This window comes from Aeromonas encheleia (assembly GCF_900637545.1).
Lineage (GTDB): Bacteria > Pseudomonadota > Gammaproteobacteria > Enterobacterales > Aeromonadaceae > Aeromonas > Aeromonas encheleia.
Genome location: NZ_LR134376.1, coordinates 599961 through 617783 on the forward strand (window position 1 = coordinate 599961; position 17823 = coordinate 617783).

The following is a 17823-nucleotide window of genomic DNA, read 5'->3' on the forward strand; positions in this document are numbered from 1 at the left end:
GGCCACCACTTACTCCCACTCAAGGTGCCCGTCATGATCCCTGTATCCGCGCTCGGTGCTCTCGCTGCGCTCTCCATCGCCATCTTCCTCATCCTGAAGAAGGTGCCGCCCGCTTACGGCATGATCGTCGGTGCCCTGGCCGGTGGCCTGATCGGCGGAGCCGACCTGACCCAGACCGTCGCCCTGATGATCGGCGGCGCCCAGGGGATCACCACCGCCGTGATGCGGATCCTGGCGGCCGGCGTGCTGGCCGGCGTGCTGATCGAATCCGGTGCGGCCACCACCATCGCCGAGACCATCGTCAAGAAGCTCGGTGAGACCCGCGCCCTGCTGGCGCTGGCGCTGGCCACCCTGATCCTGACCGCGGTCGGCGTGTTCGTGGACGTGGCCGTCATCACTGTCGCCCCCATCGCCCTGGCCATCGCTCGCCGTGCCGACCTCTCCAAGGCCGCCATCCTGCTGGCCATGATAGGTGGCGGCAAGGCGGGCAACGTCATGTCCCCCAACCCGAACGCCATCGCCGCGTCCGACGCCTTCCACCTGCCGCTCACCTCGGTGATGGCGGCCGGCATCATCCCGGGCCTGTTCGGTCTGGTGATGGCCTACTGGCTGGCCAAGCGCCTCAACAACAAGGGCAGCAAGGTCGCCGCCGACGAGGTGGTGAGCTTTGACGGTGCCCAGCTGCCCGGCTTCCTGGCCGCCATCAGCGCGCCCCTGGTCGCCATCCTGCTGCTGGCCCTGCGCCCGCTGGCCGGCATAGTCGTGGACCCGCTCATCGCCCTGCCGCTCGGCGGCCTGGTCGGCGCCCTGATGATGGGCAAGTTCAGCAAGGTGAACCAGTTTGCGGTCTCCGGTCTGGCCCGCATGGCGCCGGTGGCCATCATGCTGCTGGGCACCGGTACCCTGGCGGGCATCATCGCCAACTCCGGTCTGAAGGATGTGCTGATCAGCGGCCTGACCGCCTCCGGTCTGCCCTCCTACCTGCTGGCCCCCATCTCCGGCGCCCTGATGTCGCTGGCGACCGCCTCGACCACAGCCGGTACCGTGGTGGCCTCCAACGTGTTCAGCTCGACCCTGATCGAACTCGGCATCACCAGCCTGGCCGGCGCCGCCATGATCCACGCCGGTGCCACCGTGTTTGACCACATGCCGCACGGCTCCTTCTTCCATGCCACCGGGGGCAGCGTCCACATGGGCGTGAGCGAGCGTCTGAAGCTCATCCCCTACGAAACTGCCGTCGGTCTGACCATTGCAGCCGTCTCCACCCTGATGTTTGGCGTGTTTGGTCTCGCCTAAGGAACTGATATGAAAATTGTTATCGCACCAGATTCATTCAAGGAGAGCCTGAGCGCCATGGCGGTGGCCGATGCCATCGAGGCCGGTTTCAAGCAGATATTGCCCGATGCCACCTACATCAAGCTGCCCATGGCCGATGGCGGCGAGGGTACGGTACAGTCGCTGATCGACGCCACCGGTGGTCGCATCCTGCCGGTCGAAGTGACGGCACCGCTCGGCAACAAGGTACAGGGCTTCGTCGGCCTGCTGGGGGATGGCGAGCGGGCCATCATCGAGATGGCGGCGGCCTCCGGCCTGCACCTGGTGGCACCGGAGCGGCGCAACCCGCTGCTCACCTCCAGCTGGGGCACGGGTGAGCTGATCCTGGCGGCGCTGGAGATGGGGGTGACCCACCTCATCCTCGGCATCGGTGGCAGCGCCACCAATGACGGCGGTGCCGGCATGATCCAGGCGCTCGGCGGCCAGCTGCTCAAGGCCGATGGCAGCCCCATCGCCCTGGGCGGCGGGGCCTTGAGTGAGTTGGCGCGCATCGATCTGAGCGGGCTGGATCCGCGCCTGGCCGGTCTCACCATAGAGGTGGCCTGTGACGTGGACAACCCGCTGTGCGGCCCGAAAGGCGCCTCCGCCGTGTTCGGCCCGCAGAAGGGGGCGACCCCGGAGATGGTGGCCCAGCTGGACGCCAATCTGGCCCACTATGCGGACTGCATCGAGCAGGCCCTCGGCAAACAGGTGAAGGCCATTCCGGGGGCGGGCGCCGCCGGTGGCATGGGCGCCGCCCTGGTGGGGCTGCTGGGCGCCGAGCTCAAGCCCGGCATCCAGATCGTCATCGAGGCGTTGAAGCTGGCCGAGGCGGTGGCCGATGCGGATCTGGTCATCACCGGCGAGGGGCGGATCGACAGCCAGACCATCCACGGCAAGACTCCCATCGGGGTGGCGCGCTGCGCCAAGCAGTTCGGCAAGCCGGTGATCGGCATATCCGGTTGTATCACCGACGATTACGGCGTGGTGCACGAGCACGGCCTGGACGCGGTGTTTGCCGTGGTCAACCGCGCCATGTCCCTGCCGGAGGCGCTGGCGACCGCCACCACCAACCTGCAGCTCACGGCCCGCAACGTCGCGGCCCTCTATATGCTGCGCAACTAACCCCTCTTCTGGCCGGTGCAGGGCACCGGCCACCCTCTGCCCCGTGTAGCGGATGTGGTTGCTTGCCTGCTGGCAGACCCTCTGACGCACCTTGCCGATCCCTGGATCGGCTTTTTTCATTTTCATTATCTCGCTGTCTTTTATATGGTTCTTGTATTCTGCCCGTCTGCTTTACGGCATAGTGATCCCCCCCATACTGAGGGGCAACGTGCGAGGAGCAACCCATGATCTTGCTGACCCTGGGGGTAGTGCTATTTACCCTGATCCACCTCTATCCCTGCTTCGCCGTGGCCCACCGTGCCCGCCTGCGCGACCGGCTGGGAGTGCAGCGCTACAAGGGACTCTTCTCGCTGCTGGTGTTCGTCGCCATCGCCTGCATCCTCGCTGGCTGGCGCAGCGCCAGCCCCATGCCACTCTATTTTCTGCCCGCCTGGGGCCCGGCCCTGGCGATGGGGCTGATGCCCGTCGCACTGATCCTGCTCTGTGCCGGGCAGGGGGCCAACTACTTCCGGCGCTGGCTGGTGCACCCCCAGCTCATCGGTACCCTGCTGTGGGCTGGGGCTCATTTGACTGTGAACAGCGAGGCGCGCTCCCTGGTGCTGTTCGGAGGCGTGGGAATATGGGCCCTGGTCAGCATCGTCTGGATTTCGGTGCGGGACTGGCAGCAGAAACTGCGCCCGGCGGCGAGCTGGCAGGGAACGGGGATCTGCGTGGGGGTGGGGCTGGCGCTCACGGCGTTGCTCATCTTCTGGGGCCACGGTTGGCTGACGGGCATAGCGCTGCACTGAGCATGAAATGAACCGGAGCCGCGGCGGATACGTATGCTATTCATCTGTTCAAAAGGAGTTGCCCGATGAAATGGTTCACTCTGTTGTTATTGCTCGGCGCAGGCCAGGCGCTGGCCGCCTGCCCCGACTACTTCAATGTGGAGCAACGGGAGCTCAACAGCACCCAGCGCCATAACCTCTGCCAGCTGACCGAGGGCAAGGTGGTGCTGGTGGTCAACACCGCCTCCTACTGCGGCTATCGCGGCCAGTTCCGGGATCTGGAGTCGCTCTACCAGAGCTACAAGGATAAGGGGCTGATCATCCTGGGTTTTCCATCCAATGACTTCTGGCAGGAGGCGGGGGATGAGGGCAAGACCGCCACTGTCTGCCGCCGTGACTACGGCGTGACCTTTCCCATGTTCAACCGGATCGCCGTGCGCGGATCCGATGCCAGCCCCCTGTATAAGGGGCTCGCGGCCGCCGCCGGTGGCGACGCTCCCGGCTGGAACTTCCACAAGTACCTGATCGGGCGTGATGGCAAGCTGATCGCGAGCTATGGCGCCAGCCAGAATCCGGGTGCGGATCCCCTGCTCGCCGCGGTGAAGCAGGCGCTCGGCCGCTAGGCCTCACCGGACTACTCTGGAATAATGGCGGCAGGCCCCTCTATCTGGTAACCCCGTGCTGCAACGCCTCCCCCAAATGCTGATCTTCGATGCCCTGGTCCGTGAACAGGGCATCTCCGCCGCCGCGCGCCGGCTCGGCGTCTCCAAGTCCCACATCAGCAAGCAACTGGCGCTGCTGGAGGCCGCGCTCGGTGCCCAGCTGGTGCAGCGCACCACCCGCCGCTTCTCCCTGACCGAACTCGGCCAGGAGTATGCCCGCCACTGCCGCGCCCTGGTGGCGGTGGCGCAGGAGGCGGATTCCATGGTGGCGGAGCGGCGTGGCAAGGTGAGTGGCGTCCTGCACCTGGGGGTTGGTCAGTCCTTTGGCCGGCTGCACGTGATCCCGCGCCTCAAGGCGTTCCAGGATCGCTACCCCGAGCTGGAGCTGGAGGTCTCCCTGTTCGATCACCGCACCAACCTGGTGGATGAGGGGCTGGATCTCTGGATCACCACCTATGAGGACAAGCCGGAGGCGCTGGTGGGGCAGCGGCTGGCAGACATCGGCTTCGTGCTGGTGGCCTCGCCGGACTATCTGCTGAGCCACGGTACCCCGCTGCACCCGAAGGAGCTGGCCCAGCACAACTGCATCACCTACCAGAGCCGGGAGCGGCGCTACCACGAGTGGTCGTTCCGTCAGGGCAAGGAGCGCCAGACGGTGCAGGTGGCGGGCAACTACCGGGTGGATCTGGCGGAGGCGGTGCGGGATGCGGCCTTGGCCGGGCTCGGCATCGCCTATGTCGCCAACTACCTGCTGGACAAGGAGTTGCAGTCCGGCCAGCTCATCCCCCTGCTGCCCCAATGGCGGCCGAACCAGAAGATGGCGGTGCACGCCGTCTATGTCAGGCGCGAGCATCTGGATCCGAAGATCCGGCTGTTCATCGACTTTCTCAAGGAGAGCTTCGGCCCAGACCCCTATTGGGAGCAGCGGCTTGCTCCCTGGCTCGGCGGTAAATTGTCCGGCACAAGGGAATGATCGTTTCTGTATAAAAACACTGGCTTTCCGCTGATACTAAAATCTAGCCAAATCAGCCAGTTGCCGCAACCGGTGTCGTGCAAACGTTTTTGCTAACAGGGTCGTAACCAAGTGGGCTTGCAGTGACGGGGCAGGGAGCGCAGAATCCGCGCCCATCTTCTGCCTCACCTGATGGAATCCCCATGATCGCCCTGCTCGGCATCCTCTGTATCCTGGCTCTGGCCGCACTCTGTTCTGATAATCGTCGTCGTATCTCGTTGCGAACAGTGGGTTTCGCCCTCTGCCTGCAAGTGCTCTTCGCCGGCCTGGTACTCTGGTTGCCCGCCGGCCAGCATGTGCTGAACGGGGTCAGCGAGAGCGTCAGCAGCGTGATCGGCTACGGTCAGGAGGGGATCGCCTTCCTGTTCGGCGATCTGGCCAAGTTCAAGCTGGGCTTCATCTTTGCCTTCAACGTGCTGCCGGTCATCATCTTCTTCTCCGCCCTTATCGCCATCCTTTACCACATCGGCCTGATGCCGCGGATCATCGCCCTGCTCGGCGGTGGCCTGCAGAAGCTGCTGGGCACGGGTCGGGCCGAGAGCCTCTCCGCCACCGCCAACATCTTCGTCGGCATGGTGGAGGCGCCGCTGGTGGTCAAGCCCTACCTCTCCAAGATGTCTGACTCCCAGTTCTTCGCGGTGATGAGCTGCGGTCTGGCCTCGGTGGCCGGCGGCACCCTGGTGGGCTATGCCAGCATCGGGGTCGAGCTGAAATACCTGATCGCGGCGGCCTTCATGTCGGCCCCAGCCGGTCTGGCCATGGCCAAGATCCTGGTACCGCCTGCCGCAGATGAGGTGGACAACCATCAGGACGTGGAGATCCCGCGCGCGACCAACGTCATCGAGGCGGCAGCCGACGGCGCCATGGCGGGGCTGAACATAGCTGTGGCAGTCGGCGCCACCCTGCTGGCCTTCGTCGGGGTGATCGCCCTGCTCAACGGTCTGCTGGGCTGGGTGGGTGATCTGGCCGGGCTGGAGCTGAGCTTCCAGATCATCCTGGGATGGCTGTTCGCCCCCGTCTCTTGGCTGATCGGGGTACCCTGGGATCAGGCCCAGGCCGCCGGCGCCCTGATCGGGACCAAGATCGTCATCAACGAGTTCGTCGCCTTCATCGCCCTGGTGCAGGATCAGACCCTGAACGAGTCGAGCAAGGCCATAGTCACCTTCGCCCTGTGCGGTTTCGCCAACATCTCCTCCATGGCGATCCTCATCGGTGGCCTGGGCTCCATGGTGCCGGAGCGCAAGGCTTTCATCGCCCGTTACGGCATGCGTGCCATCCTGGCGGGGGTGCTGGCGAACCTGATGAGCGCCTCACTGGCGGGCCTGTTCCTCGCCCTCTGATGAGCCCAGAATCAGCTACTTTCGGTCAAGGCCCGCTTCGGCGGGCCTTTTCGTGGCCGTTTTCGGGCACAAAAAAAGCGCCTCAGAGGAGGCGCGGGGAAAAGACAGATTGGAAGCGTCACATGGGTGCCACTTGAATGAGGGATGAGCCATACCATCCAAGTGTCAGGTCATCATGCCAGCCCCTGTCTGAAGCCCTTCTGAGGCGATTCTTCATACTATGTTCATTTTGCTAAACGCCGGGCGGGGTCAGTTCAAAGCCGCTGCCCTCCTGCTCCAGCGCCAATAGCCAGCGCTTGATGGGAATGCCGCCGCCGTAGCCGGTCAGCTCGCCGTTGCGGCCTATGACCCTGTGGCAGGGCACTATGATGCTCAAGGGGTTCTGGCCGTTGGCGGCCCCCACCGCGCGCACCGCCTTGGGATTGCCGATGGCCCGGGCGATGTCGAGGTAGCTGACGGTCTCGCCATAGGGGATGTCGCACAGGGCGTGCCACACAGATTGCTGGAAGGGGGTGCCCCTGGCGGCGAGCGGCAGCGTGAAGCGCCGCAAGCGGCCGGCGAAGTAGGCCTCGAATTGTTCGACGAAGGGGGCGAGCGCGACATCGTCCCGCTGCCACTCGGGGGCCGGCATCACGGGCCGCTCACCCCGCACAAACTCCACATAACGCAGTCCGTCCTTGTCGATGGCGACGAGCAGGGGACCCTGGGCGCTGTCGCAGAAGCTGTATCTCATCTGTGTTGATTCCTTGGCGTGGGCAGTCGGGGTCATTCCAGCACGGGTTTGCCGCGGGCCGACTTGATGTCCCCCTTGCGCTTCTTGGCGTCGACCCGCTTGCGCTGGGAGCTGCGGGTCGGCTTGGTGGCGTGGCGGGCCTTGGGGCGCCACGCGGCCTTCTTCAGCAGCTCGGTCAGCCGGCTCATGGCCTCCTTGCGGTTCATGTCCTGGCTGCGATGGGTCTCGACCCTGATCTGGATGAAGCCGTCATGGACCCGGCTGTCGCTCAGCTTCTCCAGCCCCTCCTTGTAGAGGTCCGGCAGACTGGGGGAGTCGCGGTAATCGAAGCGCAACCAGACGGCGGAGTCCGTCTTGTTGACATGCTGACCGCCGGCGCCCTGGGCGCGCATGGTCTGGAACTGCAGCTCGTGCCAGGGAATGATCACGCTGTTGGAGATGACTAACATGGGGTGATGCTCTCATTTGGTGCATCAAGGGAGTCTGGTGCAGCTTGGTGCCTCATTATGGGGCGAGATGCGCTTCCTTGGTGATCCTGGGCCTTAGCAGCCCAAGGGTTAAAGCCTATCTTTATGAAAATAAACAATAAAAATACTTGGCACAAGAATTGATGACCAATCCATGACATACCATGGATTGGGAGCAACCAGATGAAGCTGATTACTGCGATTATCAAACCCTTCAAGTTGGACGACGTGCGCGAGGCCATCGCCAACCTGGGGGTCGAAGGCCTGACCGTGTCCGAGGTCAAGGGATTTGGCCGCCAGAAGGGGCACACCGAATTATACCGGGGAGCCGAGTATCAGGTCGACTTCCTGCCTAAGGTGAAGCTGGAAATCGCCACCGCCGACGACAACGTGGAGGGGGTGATAGAGGCTATCTGCAAGGCGGCCTACACCGGCAAGATCGGCGACGGCAAGATCTTCGTCTATGACCTGCTGCAGGCGGTGCGGATCCGCACCGGCGAGAGCGACGACGAGGCGCTCTGATCCCGCATCCTCTTCCCGGAGCAGGCATGGGCCCAGGCCGGACATCAGCCAAGGCAGGCTGACGCCATGCCTTGATGGCCAATCAGACCGTGACTCTAAGTCATCGAGAGGCTGGGTGGGATTCCATCCGGTCTTTTTCTTCGGTCAACGGTTAAATATGTGATCCTACCTCTGTAAACCACCTTGATCCCGCCGTCGTGCCTCATGCAGAATGCAAACGCAAATTGTTATCACTCGATGCACAACTCAAGGAACGGATGATGAAAATGAAGATGCTGGCACTGGCTTTCTCTACCCTGGTTGCCCAGTCGGCATTTGCCGCCGCTGAAGTGAACGTCTACTCCAACCGGCAGGATGAGCTGATCAAGCCCATCATCCAGCAGTTCGAGAAAGAATCCGGGATCAAGGTCAACGTGGTGTTCGCCAAAGAGGGGCTGAACGAGCGTCTGGAGCGGGAAGGCAAGCTCTCCCCGGCCGATCTGATGCTGACCGTCGACATCAGCCGCCTGACCGATCTGGTGGACAAGGATCTGGTGCAGTCGGTGGACAGCAAGATCCTGCAGGAGAACATCCCGTCCATCTATCGGGATCCGGACAACAAGTGGTTCGCCCTGACCACCCGGGTACGCGCCATCTACTCCAGCAAGGATCGTCTCGGCAAGCTCGACACCATCAGCTACGAAGATCTGGTCAAGCCTGAATACAAAGGGAAAATTTGTACCCGCAGCGGCAAGCATGAGTACAATGTGGCGCTGGTCTCCTCCATGATCGCCCATCACGGCATGGCGGACGCCAAGACCTGGCTGGAAGGGGTCAAGGCCAACCTGGCGCGCAAGCCGCAGGGCAACGATCGGGATCAGGTCAAGGCCATCAAGGACGGCATCTGCGATCTGTCGCTGGGTAACAGCTACTACCTGGGCGCCATGCTCAAGGATCCCGCCCAGAAGTCCTGGGCCGATGCGGTCTACATCAACTTCCCGAATCAGGCCGACCGCGGTGCCCACGTCAACGTGAGTGGCGTGGCCATGACCAAGTATGCCAAGAACAAGGAAGCCGCCCAGAAGCTGATGGAGTTTCTCTCCGGCGACACCGCCCAGCACCTCTATGCGGACGTGAATGCCGAGTATCCGGTCAAGGCCGGGGTCGAGCCTTCCGCCATGGTCAAGTCCTGGGGCAGTTTCAAGTCTGACGCCATGCCGGTCAGCGAATACGCCAAGTACCGCAAGGATGCCTTGCAGTTGCTGGATGAAGTGAAGTTCGACTTGTAATCAGATGGGGCCAAAGGCCCCATCAATCACTGTGGTCCCATGAAAAATTTTGGTTGGATTGCCGGCAGCTGGGCCACCGCCCTGCTGCTGGGTTTGCCCGTTATCGCCCTGATCTTCTCTGCCCTGTCGGCGGACGGGGAGCTGTTTCGCCACCTCGCCGATACTGTGCTGCTCGACTACATCGCCAACACCTCGGCCCTGGTGCTGGGGGTGGTGCTGCTCAGCCTGCTGTTCGGGGTCCCCACCGCCTGGCTGGTGGCCATGTGCCAGGTGCCGGGGCGCCGCGCCCTGCAGTGGGCGCTGATGCTGCCCATGGCCATGCCCTCCTACATAGTGGCCTACGTCTATACCGACCTGCTGGATTACTCGGGTCCGTTGCAGGCGGGGCTGCGAATTTTGTTTGATTGGAACACCCCCACCGATTACTGGTTCCCGGCCATCCGCTCCCTCGGCGGGGCCGCCTGGGTGCTGGCGCTGGTGCTGTTCCCCTATGTCTACCTGCTGGCCCGTGCTTCGTTTTTGGAGCAGTCGGTCAGCCTCATTCACTCCAGCCGATTGCTCGGCTGCACTCCATGGCAGAGTTTTCGCCGCCTCAGCCTGCCGCTGGCCCGCCCCGCCATCATGGTCGCCGTTTCTCTGGTGGCGATGGAGACCCTGGCGGACTTCGCCACCGTCCACTTCTTCGCCATCAACACGCTCACGACCGCCATTTACGATACCTGGCTCGGCTACGGCAGCCTGGCCACCGCCGCTAGGCTCTCCTGCCTGATGCTGCTGGCGGTGGTGCTGCTGATCGCCGTCGAGCGCCGCTCCCGCCAGCGCCAGCAGGTGTTCCAGAAGTCCATGGGCCATGAGCCGCCGCTGCGTTATCCGCTCAGGGGGCTGCCTCGCCTGCTGGCCGGGCTCTGGTGCTGGGGACTGGTGGTGGCGGGCTTCGCGCTACCGTTCGCCATCCTGCTCGATTACGGGGTACGCTACTTCGAGCTCTCCTGGACCCCGGAGTTCGTCCGCTTCGCCGGCAACAGCCTGACCATTTCGACGCTGACCGCCCTGCTCGCCATGGGGATAGCCCTGTTGCTCGGCTTCTTCCGGCGCCTCGATGGGGGCGTTCGCAGCCTGTTGCCGCTGCGCATCGCCGCCATGGGCTATGCCATGCCGGGCACCGTGCTCGCCATAGGGGTATTGGTGCCGCTGACGGCGCTCGATTTTGGCATCAACGATCTGGCCGAGTGGCTCGGGCAGCAGGGCCCCGGCCTGCTGTTGACCGGCACCCTCACCGCCATCGTGTTCGGCTACCTGGTGCGCTTCGTGGCCATCGCCATCGGCTCGGTGGAGAGCAGCATGGGCAAGATCTCCCCCAGCCTCGACATGGCGGCCCGCTCCCTGGGGCAGGGCTCTGGCGGCATGCTGCGCCGGGTTCATCTGCCACTGGTGCGGCGCGGCCTGTTCGCCGGCGCCATGCTGGTATTCATCGAATCCATGAAGGAGCTGCCCGCCGCCCTGCTGCTGCGGCCGTTCAACTTCGATACCCTGGCGACCCACGTCTATCAGTTCGTCTCGGACGAGATGCTGGAGCGGGGGGCGCTCGGCGCCATCGTCATAGTGCTGGTGGGGCTGCTGCCGCTGATCTGGGTCAACCGCAGCCTGGACAGCCCGGGCCACTAGGCCTGCCACCACAATATGTGAACGCGTCCCGGCCATCGGCGGGGGAGGCCACGAAACGAGAGGAACTGAGTCTTGTCTTGCTTGCAAGTAGAGAAGGTAAGCTGCCGTTATAACGGCCAGAACGTGCTGGAGCAGCTCTCCCTGCAGGTGGCCGACAACGAGATCGTCTGCCTGCTGGGTGCCAGTGGCTGCGGCAAGACCACGCTGCTCAAGGCCATCGCCGGCCTGCTGCCGCTGGCCGAGGGCCGCATCCGGCTCGGCGACAGCCTGCTGGACGAACCCGGCCTGAGCGTGCCGCCCGAGGCGCGTAACATCGGCATGATCTTCCAGGATTACGCCCTGTTCCCGCACCTGACGGTGGCCGAGAATGTCGGCTTCGGGCTGGCGAACCAGCGCCGCACGGCGCGTCAGCAGCAGGTGGACGAGGCGCTGGCGCTGGTCAATCTGCAGGGGCTGGGGGATCGCTACCCCCATCAGCTCTCCGGTGGTCAGCAGCAGCGGGTCGCCATCGCCCGCGCCCTGGTGTGCAAGCCGCGGCTGATGCTGCTGGACGAGCCCTTCTCCAACATCGATACCCAGGTACGGATGAAGCTGATCCTCGAGATCCGCACCCTGCTCAAACAACAGGGGATAGGGGCCATCTTCGTCAGCCACAGCAAGGAGGAGGCGTTCGCCTTCGCCGATCGGCTGGCGCTGTTTCGCACCGGCCACATCGAACAGGTCGGTCAGCCGGAGCAGCTCTATCGCCGCCCGCAGAACCGCTTCGTGGCGGAGTTTCTCGGCGGGGTGAACTACCTGGACGCAGAGGTGGTGGACGGCCACTGCGTGCGGACCGCGCTGGGGCTGGTGCGTGGCAGCGAACCCCACGGCCGCGCGGTGGGCGAGCGGCTGCAGCTGATGCTCAGGCCCCAGCAACTGGTGCTGGCGGCGGCCGAGGATGGCGAGCTGAGGGTGCGGGAGCAGCAGTTCCTCGGCCATCACTGCCGGGTGCAGGTCGAGTGTGCGGGCCAGGTGCTGGAGGCTAGCATAGGCGAGCCCCTCGAGGGCGCGCGGGCGCGGGTCGAGGTCGCGCCCCATGCGCTGGTGCTGTTCTCGTCCTGATAGCGATGTGAAATCAAGGAATTGGACTCGCTCTGGTTTATAATCGCGCCATGCCTTTACCCATGCCTTTGGAGAGAGAAATGAAAGCCCAAGCCGGGATCTGTGCAGAGCCGAATCTGCATGCCCTCTATCTGATGTTCAATCGCACCGGCGATGCAACCGAGCTGGCCGCCCGCCTGGCCAAGCTGCCCACCCTGTGGGATGCGGTGAGTGCCGATTTTCCCGCCGCCGGTTTCTCCGGTCTGGTCGCCGTGGGTGCCGATGGCTGGGATGCGCTCTATCCGGTCGCCCGGCCGCCCCAGTTCCGCGGCTTTATGGCTCAGGAAGCCAATGGTAACAAGGCGCCCAATACCCCCTTCGATCTGTTCGTGCAGCTGCGCGCCGACCGGGTCGATGTGCTGCACCATGCCGGGCAGCGCGTGATGGCGCTGTTAGCCGGTCTGGTGGAGCTGGCCGAGGAGGTCAATGGCTTCCGCAACCAGGATTGCCGGGATCTGACTGGCTTCGTCGATGGCACCGAGAACCCCCAAGGTGAGCACAGGGCCGAGGTGGCGCTGCTCGAGGGCGGTGAGTTCGCCGGCGGCTCCTACATCCACGTGCAGCGCTGGGTCCATGCCCTGAGCGACTGGGAGAAGCTGGCGCTGAAGGAGCAGGAAGACATCATAGGCCGCACCAAGATCGACAACATCGAGTACGAGTCGGCCGACAAGCCGCTGACCTCCCACATCAAGCGGGTCAACCTCAAGACCCCCAAGGGCGAGTCCATGGAGATACTGCGCCAGAGCATGCCCTGGGGCACCATGCGCGAGCAGGGGCTCTACTTCATCTCCTGCTGCCGCACCCCGCAGCACTTCAATGCCATGCTGGCCAGCATGTACAAGGGGGAGGGCAGCCACTTCGATCACCTGCTGCGCTTCACCAGGGCGGTGACCGGGGCGGCCTTCTTCGCACCCTCGATAGACTTTCTGGTCGCACAGGGCAAATAAGCCCTTTGCCCATAACAAAAATCCCGGCCTAGGCCGGGATTTTTCGTTCAGGTTGCGCCGCAGGGGCGGCGCCCCTGATTAAGGGGTCTGCTCGAACAGCTCGAGCGCCGAGAGGTAAAGTTCTTCGATGTCGGTATCGCTGGTCGGGGTGATGAAGATGGTATCGTCACCGGCGATGGTGCCGAGGATGCCTTCGGCCTTGCCGAGGGAATCCAGCAGGCGGGCGATCAGCTGGGCCGCCCCCGGGCTGGTGTGGATCACCACCAGGGCGCCGTTGTGGTCGACATCCAGTACCAGGTTCTTGAGCGGGCTGGAGGTGGTGGGGACACCCAGTTCCACCGGCAGGCAGTAGACCATTTCCATCTTGGCGTTGCGGGTGCGAACGGCGCCGAAGCGGCTCAGCATGCGCGAGACCTTGGATTGGTTGATGTTCTCGAAGCCCATCTCTTGCAGGGCAGTGACTATCTCTGCCTGGGAGCCGAATCGCTCTTCTTTCAGCAAGGCTTTAAAGGCCTTGGCCAGTTTTTCTTGCTTATCGTTATGTTTCATCTTGGACTCACGAATGAGGGGTGTGACCGCCTGTCACGCTCAGGCGGCAGATACGAACAGCGCTGCTATTTTGCATTCATATGCCTATTTTGGCAAGGAAGCGGCGCTTGTTCTGCATATCGATTCAAATTTAGCTTGCATCCACCCATGTTGCAGCTAAAATCGGGACGAAATTTTGAAAACTTATTCAATTAGGTCGTATGGGTATTGAATTAATCGGCATCGAAAAATCCTGGCACAAGGTGCCGGTACTGCAACAGGTCAGCTTTCGGACCGCACCCGGCGAAACCTTGGTATTGCTGGGCCCGAGCGGTGCGGGCAAGAGTTCGCTGCTGCGCATGATGAACCTGCTGGACACCCCGGATGCCGGTGTTCTGCGCATTGGCGACAGTGAATTTTCTTTCCCGTCCTCCCTGTCGACCGCGGAATTCAACCGTCAGGCGCAGGCGCTGCGCCGCAAGGTGGGCATGGTGTTCCAGCAGTACAATCTCTGGCCCCATCTGACCGTGATGGAGAACCTGATCGAGGCCCCCGTCAAGGTGCTCGGCATGAGCCGTGAGGCCGCCATCGAGAAGGGCGCCTACCTGCTGGCCCAGCTGCAGTTGGCCGACAAACGGGACGCCTGGCCCGCCCGGCTCTCCGGTGGTCAGCAGCAGCGGGTCGCCATCGCGCGTACCCTGATGATGGATCCGCAGGTGCTGCTGTTTGACGAGCCGACGGCGGCGCTCGATCCTGAAATAACCAAGGAGGTGGCGGAGATCATCCGTACCCTCAGCCAGACCGGCATCACCCAGGTGGTGGTCACCCACGAGGTGGAGTTTGCCCGCAAGGTCGCCAGTCAGGTCATTTATCTGGAAAAGGGGCGGATCATCGAATCCGGTAGTGCCGCCATCTTCCAGGCCCCGCAAACCAGCCGGTTTGCCGAATTCTTGATGCATTGATACTGAATCGATAAGGAAGCTGTCATGAAAAAGAGTCTGTTGTTGGTTGCGGCCATGGGCCTGCTGAGCACCACGGTGCTGGCCAAAGAGATCAAGTTCGCCACCGAGGCCACCTATGCGCCGTTCGAATACCTTGATGACAAGAACGAGTTCCAGGGCTTCGATATCGATCTGGCCCGCGCCATCTGTACCCAGGTCAAGCTGGAGTGCAGCTTCCACAATCAGGCCTTCGACAGCCTGATCCCGAGCCTCAAGTTCCGTCGCTATGATGCCGCCATCGCCGCCATGGACGTGACCCCGGAGCGGGCCGCCCAGGTCGACTTCTCCGACATCTACTATGTGAACTCCGCGGTGTTCGTGACCAAGAAGGATGCCTTCAAGGGTCCGGAAGAGCTGGTCGACAAGACCGTCGGCGTGCAGAACGGCAGCTCGCACCAGTCCTATCTGGTGGACAAGTGGATCAGCAAGGGCCTGCTCACCGTGCCTTACGCCAGCTACCAGAGCGCCTTCCTCGATATGATGAACGGCCGTATCGACGGGGTGTTCGCCGATACCGCCGTCGCCGCCGACTGGCTCAAGCAGCACAAGGATTATGCCGTCATCGGTACCCCTGTGACCGACGCCAAGTACTTCGGTACCGGCTTCGGCATCGCCGTGGCCAAGGGCAATCAGGAGTTGCTGACCCAGCTGAACAAGGGCCTGGCCGAGATCAAGGCCAATGGTACCTATCAGAAAATCTTCGACAAATACTTCGCGCAGTAAGCCATGTTGAGCCTGTTGTTGGATGCAGCCTGGATGACCCTGGGGCTGGCCTTGGCATCACTGGTCGGGGGCATGGCGCTTGCTCTGGGATTCAGCGCGGCCGAGCTCAGCAAGCGCAGTTGGTTGGTGTGGCCGGTGGCCACGCTGACCACGTTGATCCGTGGCCTGCCCGAGCTGCTGGTGGTGCTGTTCATCTACTTCGGCTCGACCCAGGTGCTGTTCCTCATCACCGGTGAGTACGTGGAGTTCAGCCCCTTCGCCTGCGGCGTGCTGGCGCTCTCTCTGCTGTTTGCCAGCTATGCCACTCAGACCCTGCGGGCGGCGCTCAATGCGGTGCCCGCCGGGCAGCGTCTGGCGGCGCTGGCGCTCGGCCTTGGCAAGGCCCACATCTTCTTTCGCATCGTGTTGCCGCAGGCCTGGCGTTACGCCCTGCCGGGTCTCGGCAACCAGTGGCTGGTGCTGCTCAAGGACACGGCCCTGGTCTCCCTCATCGGGGTGAACGAGATGATGCGTCAGGCCCAGATGGCTTCGGCCAGCACCTATGAACCCTTCACCTGGTATGCCGCCGCGGCCCTCATCTATCTGGCGATCAGCCTGGTGAGCGAGCTCGGGCTCAAGCAGGCTGCCCGTTATACCCGCCGGTACGGAGGCTGATCATGCAGGACTATCTCATGACCCTGTTGGGTGGTCTGGCGATCACCCTGCAGCTCACGGCACTTAGTTTGCTGCTCGGGGTGTTGCTGGCGGCCGCCATGACCTGGGTGCTGGAGCGACGCCTGCCGGTGGCGACCCAGCTGGTACAGCTGTGGGTGTTGCTCTTCACCGGTACCCCGCTGCTCATTCAGATCTTCCTCATCTACTACGGGCCGGGTCAGTTCGAGTGGCTCAAGTCCGGGCCGCTCTGGCCGCTGCTCAAGCAGCCCTGGTTCTGTGCCGTGCTGGCGCTGGGCTTCAACACGGCGGCCTATTCCACCCGGCTGTTCAAGGGGGCGCTCGACGCCATCCCCGCCGGTGAGGTGGAAGCCTGTCGGGCGCTCGGTTTCTCGGCCGGGCAGACCCTGTGGATGAAGGTGCGCCATGCCGCCCGCCGGCTGGTCCCCGCCTACTCCAACGAGGTGATCCTGGTGCTCAAGGGCAGTTCCCTCGCCAGCACCATCACCATCATGGATATCATGGGTCTGGCCCAGCGTCTCAACGCCCAGACCTATGACACCCTGGCGGTGTTCACCGTGGCCGGTGCGCTCTATCTGACCATGAATGGATTGTTAACAATTGGTTTCCGCTGGTGTGAGCGCAGAGCACTGGCATTCCAGTCCTGAAGCAGTCGTAATTACCCCTTAATGGAAGGGAAAGCACAGGAAATCTGTGCTTTCCGTCCCATTTATCGCATATTCCTCTCCGTTTTCGTCACCGCTTGCTCCCTGGCTCACAGAACCCGTGATTACAACTGTTATCAGATTGTTTTTTATCGGGGGATCCTTTAAGGTGAGGCGCACAATAAGAAACAGCTTTGACCCCCAACAAGAAACAACCTTAAACCTACGCTTGAACATGGAGTTGATCATGAAAGTTGCCGTTCTGGGTGCCGCCGGTGGCATCGGCCAAGCCCTCGCTCTGCTGTTGAAAAATCGCCTTCCTGCTGGTTCCGAGCTGAGCCTGTATGACATTGCCCCGGTCACTCCGGGTGTCGCGGCCGATCTGAGCCACATCCCGACTGACGTGAAAGTAAAAGGTTTCTGCGGTGAAGATCCGAGCCCGGCTCTGGTCGGCGCCGATGTCGTACTGATCTCCGCCGGCGTGGCGCGCAAGCCCGGCATGGATCGTTCCGACCTGTTCAACATCAACGCCGGTATCGTCAAGAACCTGGTAGAGAAGTGCGCGGCCAGCTGCCCGAAGGCGCTGATCGGTATCATCACCAACCCGGTCAACACCACGGTCGCCATCGCCGCCGAAGTGTTGAAGAAGGCCGGTGTCTATGACAAGCGTCGCCTGTTCGGCGTCACCACCCTGGACGTGATCCGCGGTGAGACCTTCGTGTCCGCTGCCAAGGGCCTGAACATCGACAAGATCCGTGTCAACGTGATCGGTGGCCACAGTGGTGTGACCATTCTGCCGTTGCTGTCCCAGATCGAAGGCGCCAGCTTCACCGCCGAGGAAGCGGCTGCCATGACCAAGCGCATCCAGAACGCCGGTACCGAAGTGGTGGAAGCCAAGGCCGGTGGTGGATCCGCCACCCTCTCCATGGGCCAGGCTGCCTGCCGCTTCGGTCTGTCGCTGATCAAGGGTCTGCAGGGCGAAGCCAACGTGATCGAGTGCGCCTACGTGGAAGGCAACGGCGAGCACGCCACCTTCTTCGCGCAGCCCATCCTGCTTGGCAAGAACGGCGTCGAAGCCGTGCTGGATTACGGCAAGCTGAGTGCCTTCGAGCAAGAGGCGATGGACAGCATGCTGGCCACCCTGAAGGCCGACATCCAGCTGGGCGTCGACTTCGTCAAATAAGCGCCAGCGCGTGCATGAGGGGAGCTTCGGCTCCCCTTTGTCGTTATGGCGATCCGCCGCGGCGGGCTAAGGGGTTGGGGTTTGCTGCCGATAACAGAGGGCAGCAGGAG

Annotated in this window: 19 protein-coding genes; 16 read left to right on the forward strand and 3 right to left on the reverse strand. The window is 63.0% G+C overall.

Translation table 11 applies throughout. From position 1 onward, the window contains the following. The first annotated feature begins 33 nt into the window (after positions 1-33). From EL255_RS02855 to EL255_RS02880, 6 genes are all read left to right on the forward strand, one after another. Positions 34-1296: a GntP family permease gene (locus EL255_RS02855; RefSeq protein WP_033129222.1), complete on the forward strand. Its 1263-nt coding sequence runs from the start codon at positions 34-36 to the stop codon at positions 1294-1296. A gap of 9 nt (positions 1297-1305) precedes the next feature. Continuing rightward, on the forward strand, positions 1306-2439 hold the full coding sequence (locus EL255_RS02860) for a glycerate kinase (RefSeq protein ID WP_042652097.1): 1134 nt from the start codon (positions 1306-1308) through the stop codon (positions 2437-2439). A gap of 224 nt (positions 2440-2663) precedes the next feature. Then, positions 2664-3227 carry an NnrU family protein gene (locus EL255_RS02865; protein ID WP_042652098.1) on the forward strand — a complete coding sequence of 188 codons (564 nt, stop codon included), beginning with the start codon at positions 2664-2666 and terminating at the stop codon, positions 3225-3227. Positions 3228-3292: 65 nt separating this feature from the next. Further along, positions 3293-3829 carry a glutathione peroxidase gene (locus EL255_RS02870; RefSeq protein WP_042652099.1) on the forward strand — a complete coding sequence of 179 codons (537 nt, stop codon included), beginning with the start codon at positions 3293-3295 and terminating at the stop codon, positions 3827-3829. A 76-nt stretch (positions 3830-3905) separates the two neighbouring features. Beyond that, positions 3906-4841, forward strand: a complete 936-nt coding sequence (locus EL255_RS02875) for a LysR family transcriptional regulator (protein WP_042652200.1) — start codon at positions 3906-3908, stop codon at positions 4839-4841. Positions 4842-5023: 182 nt separating this feature from the next. Continuing rightward, entirely contained in the window at positions 5024-6220 is a 1197-nt protein-coding gene (locus tag EL255_RS02880; RefSeq protein WP_042652100.1) for a NupC/NupG family nucleoside CNT transporter, read from the forward strand. 232 nt (positions 6221-6452) lie between these two features. Here the strand turns inward: EL255_RS02880 and EL255_RS02885 are convergent, their stop codons facing one another. Beyond that, positions 6453-6953, reverse strand: coding sequence for a methylated-DNA--[protein]-cysteine S-methyltransferase (locus EL255_RS02885; protein ID WP_042652101.1), 501 nt, complete (start codon positions 6951-6953; stop codon positions 6453-6455). Between the two features lie 32 nt (positions 6954-6985). Next, positions 6986-7402, reverse strand: coding sequence for an alternative ribosome rescue aminoacyl-tRNA hydrolase ArfB (gene arfB / locus EL255_RS02890; RefSeq protein ID WP_042652102.1), 417 nt, complete (start codon positions 7400-7402; stop codon positions 6986-6988). 201 nt (positions 7403-7603) lie between these two features. On the opposite strand from arfB, the gene glnK reads away from it, so the two are divergent. The 5 genes from glnK to EL255_RS02915 all read left to right on the forward strand — a co-directional run bounded on the left by glnK (position 7604) and on the right by EL255_RS02915 (position 12962). Further along, complete coding sequence (gene glnK / locus EL255_RS02895; RefSeq protein WP_011704615.1) at positions 7604-7942, forward strand: P-II family nitrogen regulator; 339 nt, start codon at positions 7604-7606, stop codon at positions 7940-7942. Positions 7943-8202: 260 nt separating this feature from the next. Continuing rightward, positions 8203-9210 carry a Fe(3+) ABC transporter substrate-binding protein gene (locus EL255_RS02900; protein WP_042652103.1) on the forward strand — a complete coding sequence of 336 codons (1008 nt, stop codon included), beginning with the start codon at positions 8203-8205 and terminating at the stop codon, positions 9208-9210. Positions 9211-9249: 39 nt separating this feature from the next. Further along, positions 9250-10875, forward strand: a complete 1626-nt coding sequence (locus EL255_RS02905; RefSeq protein WP_042652104.1) for an ABC transporter permease — start codon at positions 9250-9252, stop codon at positions 10873-10875. 72 nt (positions 10876-10947) lie between these two features. Further along, positions 10948-11976 (forward strand): ABC transporter ATP-binding protein, encoded by a 1029-nt coding sequence (locus tag EL255_RS02910; protein ID WP_042652105.1) that lies wholly within the window; start codon positions 10948-10950, stop codon positions 11974-11976. Between the two features lie 80 nt (positions 11977-12056). Then, the gene (locus EL255_RS02915; RefSeq protein ID WP_042652106.1) at positions 12057-12962 is read left to right on the forward strand and encodes a Dyp-type peroxidase; all 906 of its coding nucleotides are present in this window, start codon (positions 12057-12059) and stop codon (positions 12960-12962) included. A 78-nt stretch (positions 12963-13040) separates the two neighbouring features. Here EL255_RS02915 and argR read toward each other — a convergent pair whose 3' ends face one another. Continuing rightward, positions 13041-13511, reverse strand: a complete 471-nt coding sequence (argR, locus tag EL255_RS02920) for a transcriptional regulator ArgR (RefSeq protein WP_005308670.1) — start codon at positions 13509-13511, stop codon at positions 13041-13043. A gap of 200 nt (positions 13512-13711) precedes the next feature. On the opposite strand from argR, the gene EL255_RS02925 reads away from it, so the two are divergent. From EL255_RS02925 to mdh, 5 genes are all read left to right on the forward strand, one after another. After that, the gene (locus EL255_RS02925; protein ID WP_042652107.1) at positions 13712-14452 is read left to right on the forward strand and encodes an ATP-binding cassette domain-containing protein; all 741 of its coding nucleotides are present in this window, start codon (positions 13712-13714) and stop codon (positions 14450-14452) included. A gap of 24 nt (positions 14453-14476) precedes the next feature. Continuing rightward, positions 14477-15214 (forward strand): transporter substrate-binding domain-containing protein, encoded by a 738-nt coding sequence (locus tag EL255_RS02930; protein WP_042652108.1) that lies wholly within the window; start codon positions 14477-14479, stop codon positions 15212-15214. A 3-nt stretch (positions 15215-15217) separates the two neighbouring features. Continuing rightward, positions 15218-15868 (forward strand): arginine ABC transporter permease ArtQ, encoded by a 651-nt coding sequence (artQ, locus tag EL255_RS02935; protein ID WP_042652109.1) that lies wholly within the window; start codon positions 15218-15220, stop codon positions 15866-15868. Positions 15869-15870: 2 nt separating this feature from the next. Beyond that, positions 15871-16533, forward strand: a complete 663-nt coding sequence (gene artM, locus EL255_RS02940; RefSeq protein ID WP_042652110.1) for an arginine ABC transporter permease ArtM — start codon at positions 15871-15873, stop codon at positions 16531-16533. 244 nt (positions 16534-16777) lie between these two features. After that, on the forward strand, positions 16778-17713 hold the full coding sequence (gene mdh / locus EL255_RS02945) for a malate dehydrogenase (protein ID WP_042652201.1): 936 nt from the start codon (positions 16778-16780) through the stop codon (positions 17711-17713). Positions 17714-17823 lie beyond the last annotated feature (110 nt).

Bases quoted from the DNA above. Each gene is read 5' to 3' on its own strand.
- EL255_RS02855 (WP_033129222.1), top strand. From the start codon at position 34: ATGATCCCTGTATCCGCGCTCGGTGCTCTCGCTGCGCTCTCCATCGCC.
- EL255_RS02860 (WP_042652097.1), top strand. From the start codon at position 1,306: ATGAAAATTGTTATCGCACCAGATTCATTCAAGGAGAGCCTGAGCGCC.
- EL255_RS02865 (WP_042652098.1), top strand. From the start codon at position 2,664: ATGATCTTGCTGACCCTGGGGGTAGTGCTATTTACCCTGATCCACCTC.
- EL255_RS02870 (WP_042652099.1), top strand. From the start codon at position 3,293: ATGAAATGGTTCACTCTGTTGTTATTGCTCGGCGCAGGCCAGGCGCTG.
- EL255_RS02875 (WP_042652200.1), top strand. From the start codon at position 3,906: ATGCTGATCTTCGATGCCCTGGTCCGTGAACAGGGCATCTCCGCCGCC.
- EL255_RS02880 (WP_042652100.1), top strand. From the start codon at position 5,024: ATGATCGCCCTGCTCGGCATCCTCTGTATCCTGGCTCTGGCCGCACTC.
- EL255_RS02885 (WP_042652101.1), bottom strand. From the start codon at position 6,953: ATGAGATACAGCTTCTGCGACAGCGCCCAGGGTCCCCTGCTCGTCGCC.
- arfB (WP_042652102.1), bottom strand. From the start codon at position 7,402: ATGTTAGTCATCTCCAACAGCGTGATCATTCCCTGGCACGAGCTGCAG.
- glnK (WP_011704615.1), top strand. From the start codon at position 7,604: ATGAAGCTGATTACTGCGATTATCAAACCCTTCAAGTTGGACGACGTG.
- EL255_RS02900 (WP_042652103.1), top strand. From the start codon at position 8,203: ATGAAAATGAAGATGCTGGCACTGGCTTTCTCTACCCTGGTTGCCCAG.
- EL255_RS02905 (WP_042652104.1), top strand. From the start codon at position 9,250: ATGAAAAATTTTGGTTGGATTGCCGGCAGCTGGGCCACCGCCCTGCTG.
- EL255_RS02915 (WP_042652106.1), top strand. From the start codon at position 12,057: ATGAAAGCCCAAGCCGGGATCTGTGCAGAGCCGAATCTGCATGCCCTC.
- argR (WP_005308670.1), bottom strand. From the start codon at position 13,511: ATGAAACATAACGATAAGCAAGAAAAACTGGCCAAGGCCTTTAAAGCC.
- EL255_RS02925 (WP_042652107.1), top strand. From the start codon at position 13,712: ATGGGTATTGAATTAATCGGCATCGAAAAATCCTGGCACAAGGTGCCG.
- EL255_RS02930 (WP_042652108.1), top strand. From the start codon at position 14,477: ATGAAAAAGAGTCTGTTGTTGGTTGCGGCCATGGGCCTGCTGAGCACC.
- artQ (WP_042652109.1), top strand. From the start codon at position 15,218: ATGTTGAGCCTGTTGTTGGATGCAGCCTGGATGACCCTGGGGCTGGCC.
- artM (WP_042652110.1), top strand. From the start codon at position 15,871: ATGCAGGACTATCTCATGACCCTGTTGGGTGGTCTGGCGATCACCCTG.
- mdh (WP_042652201.1), top strand. From the start codon at position 16,778: ATGAAAGTTGCCGTTCTGGGTGCCGCCGGTGGCATCGGCCAAGCCCTC.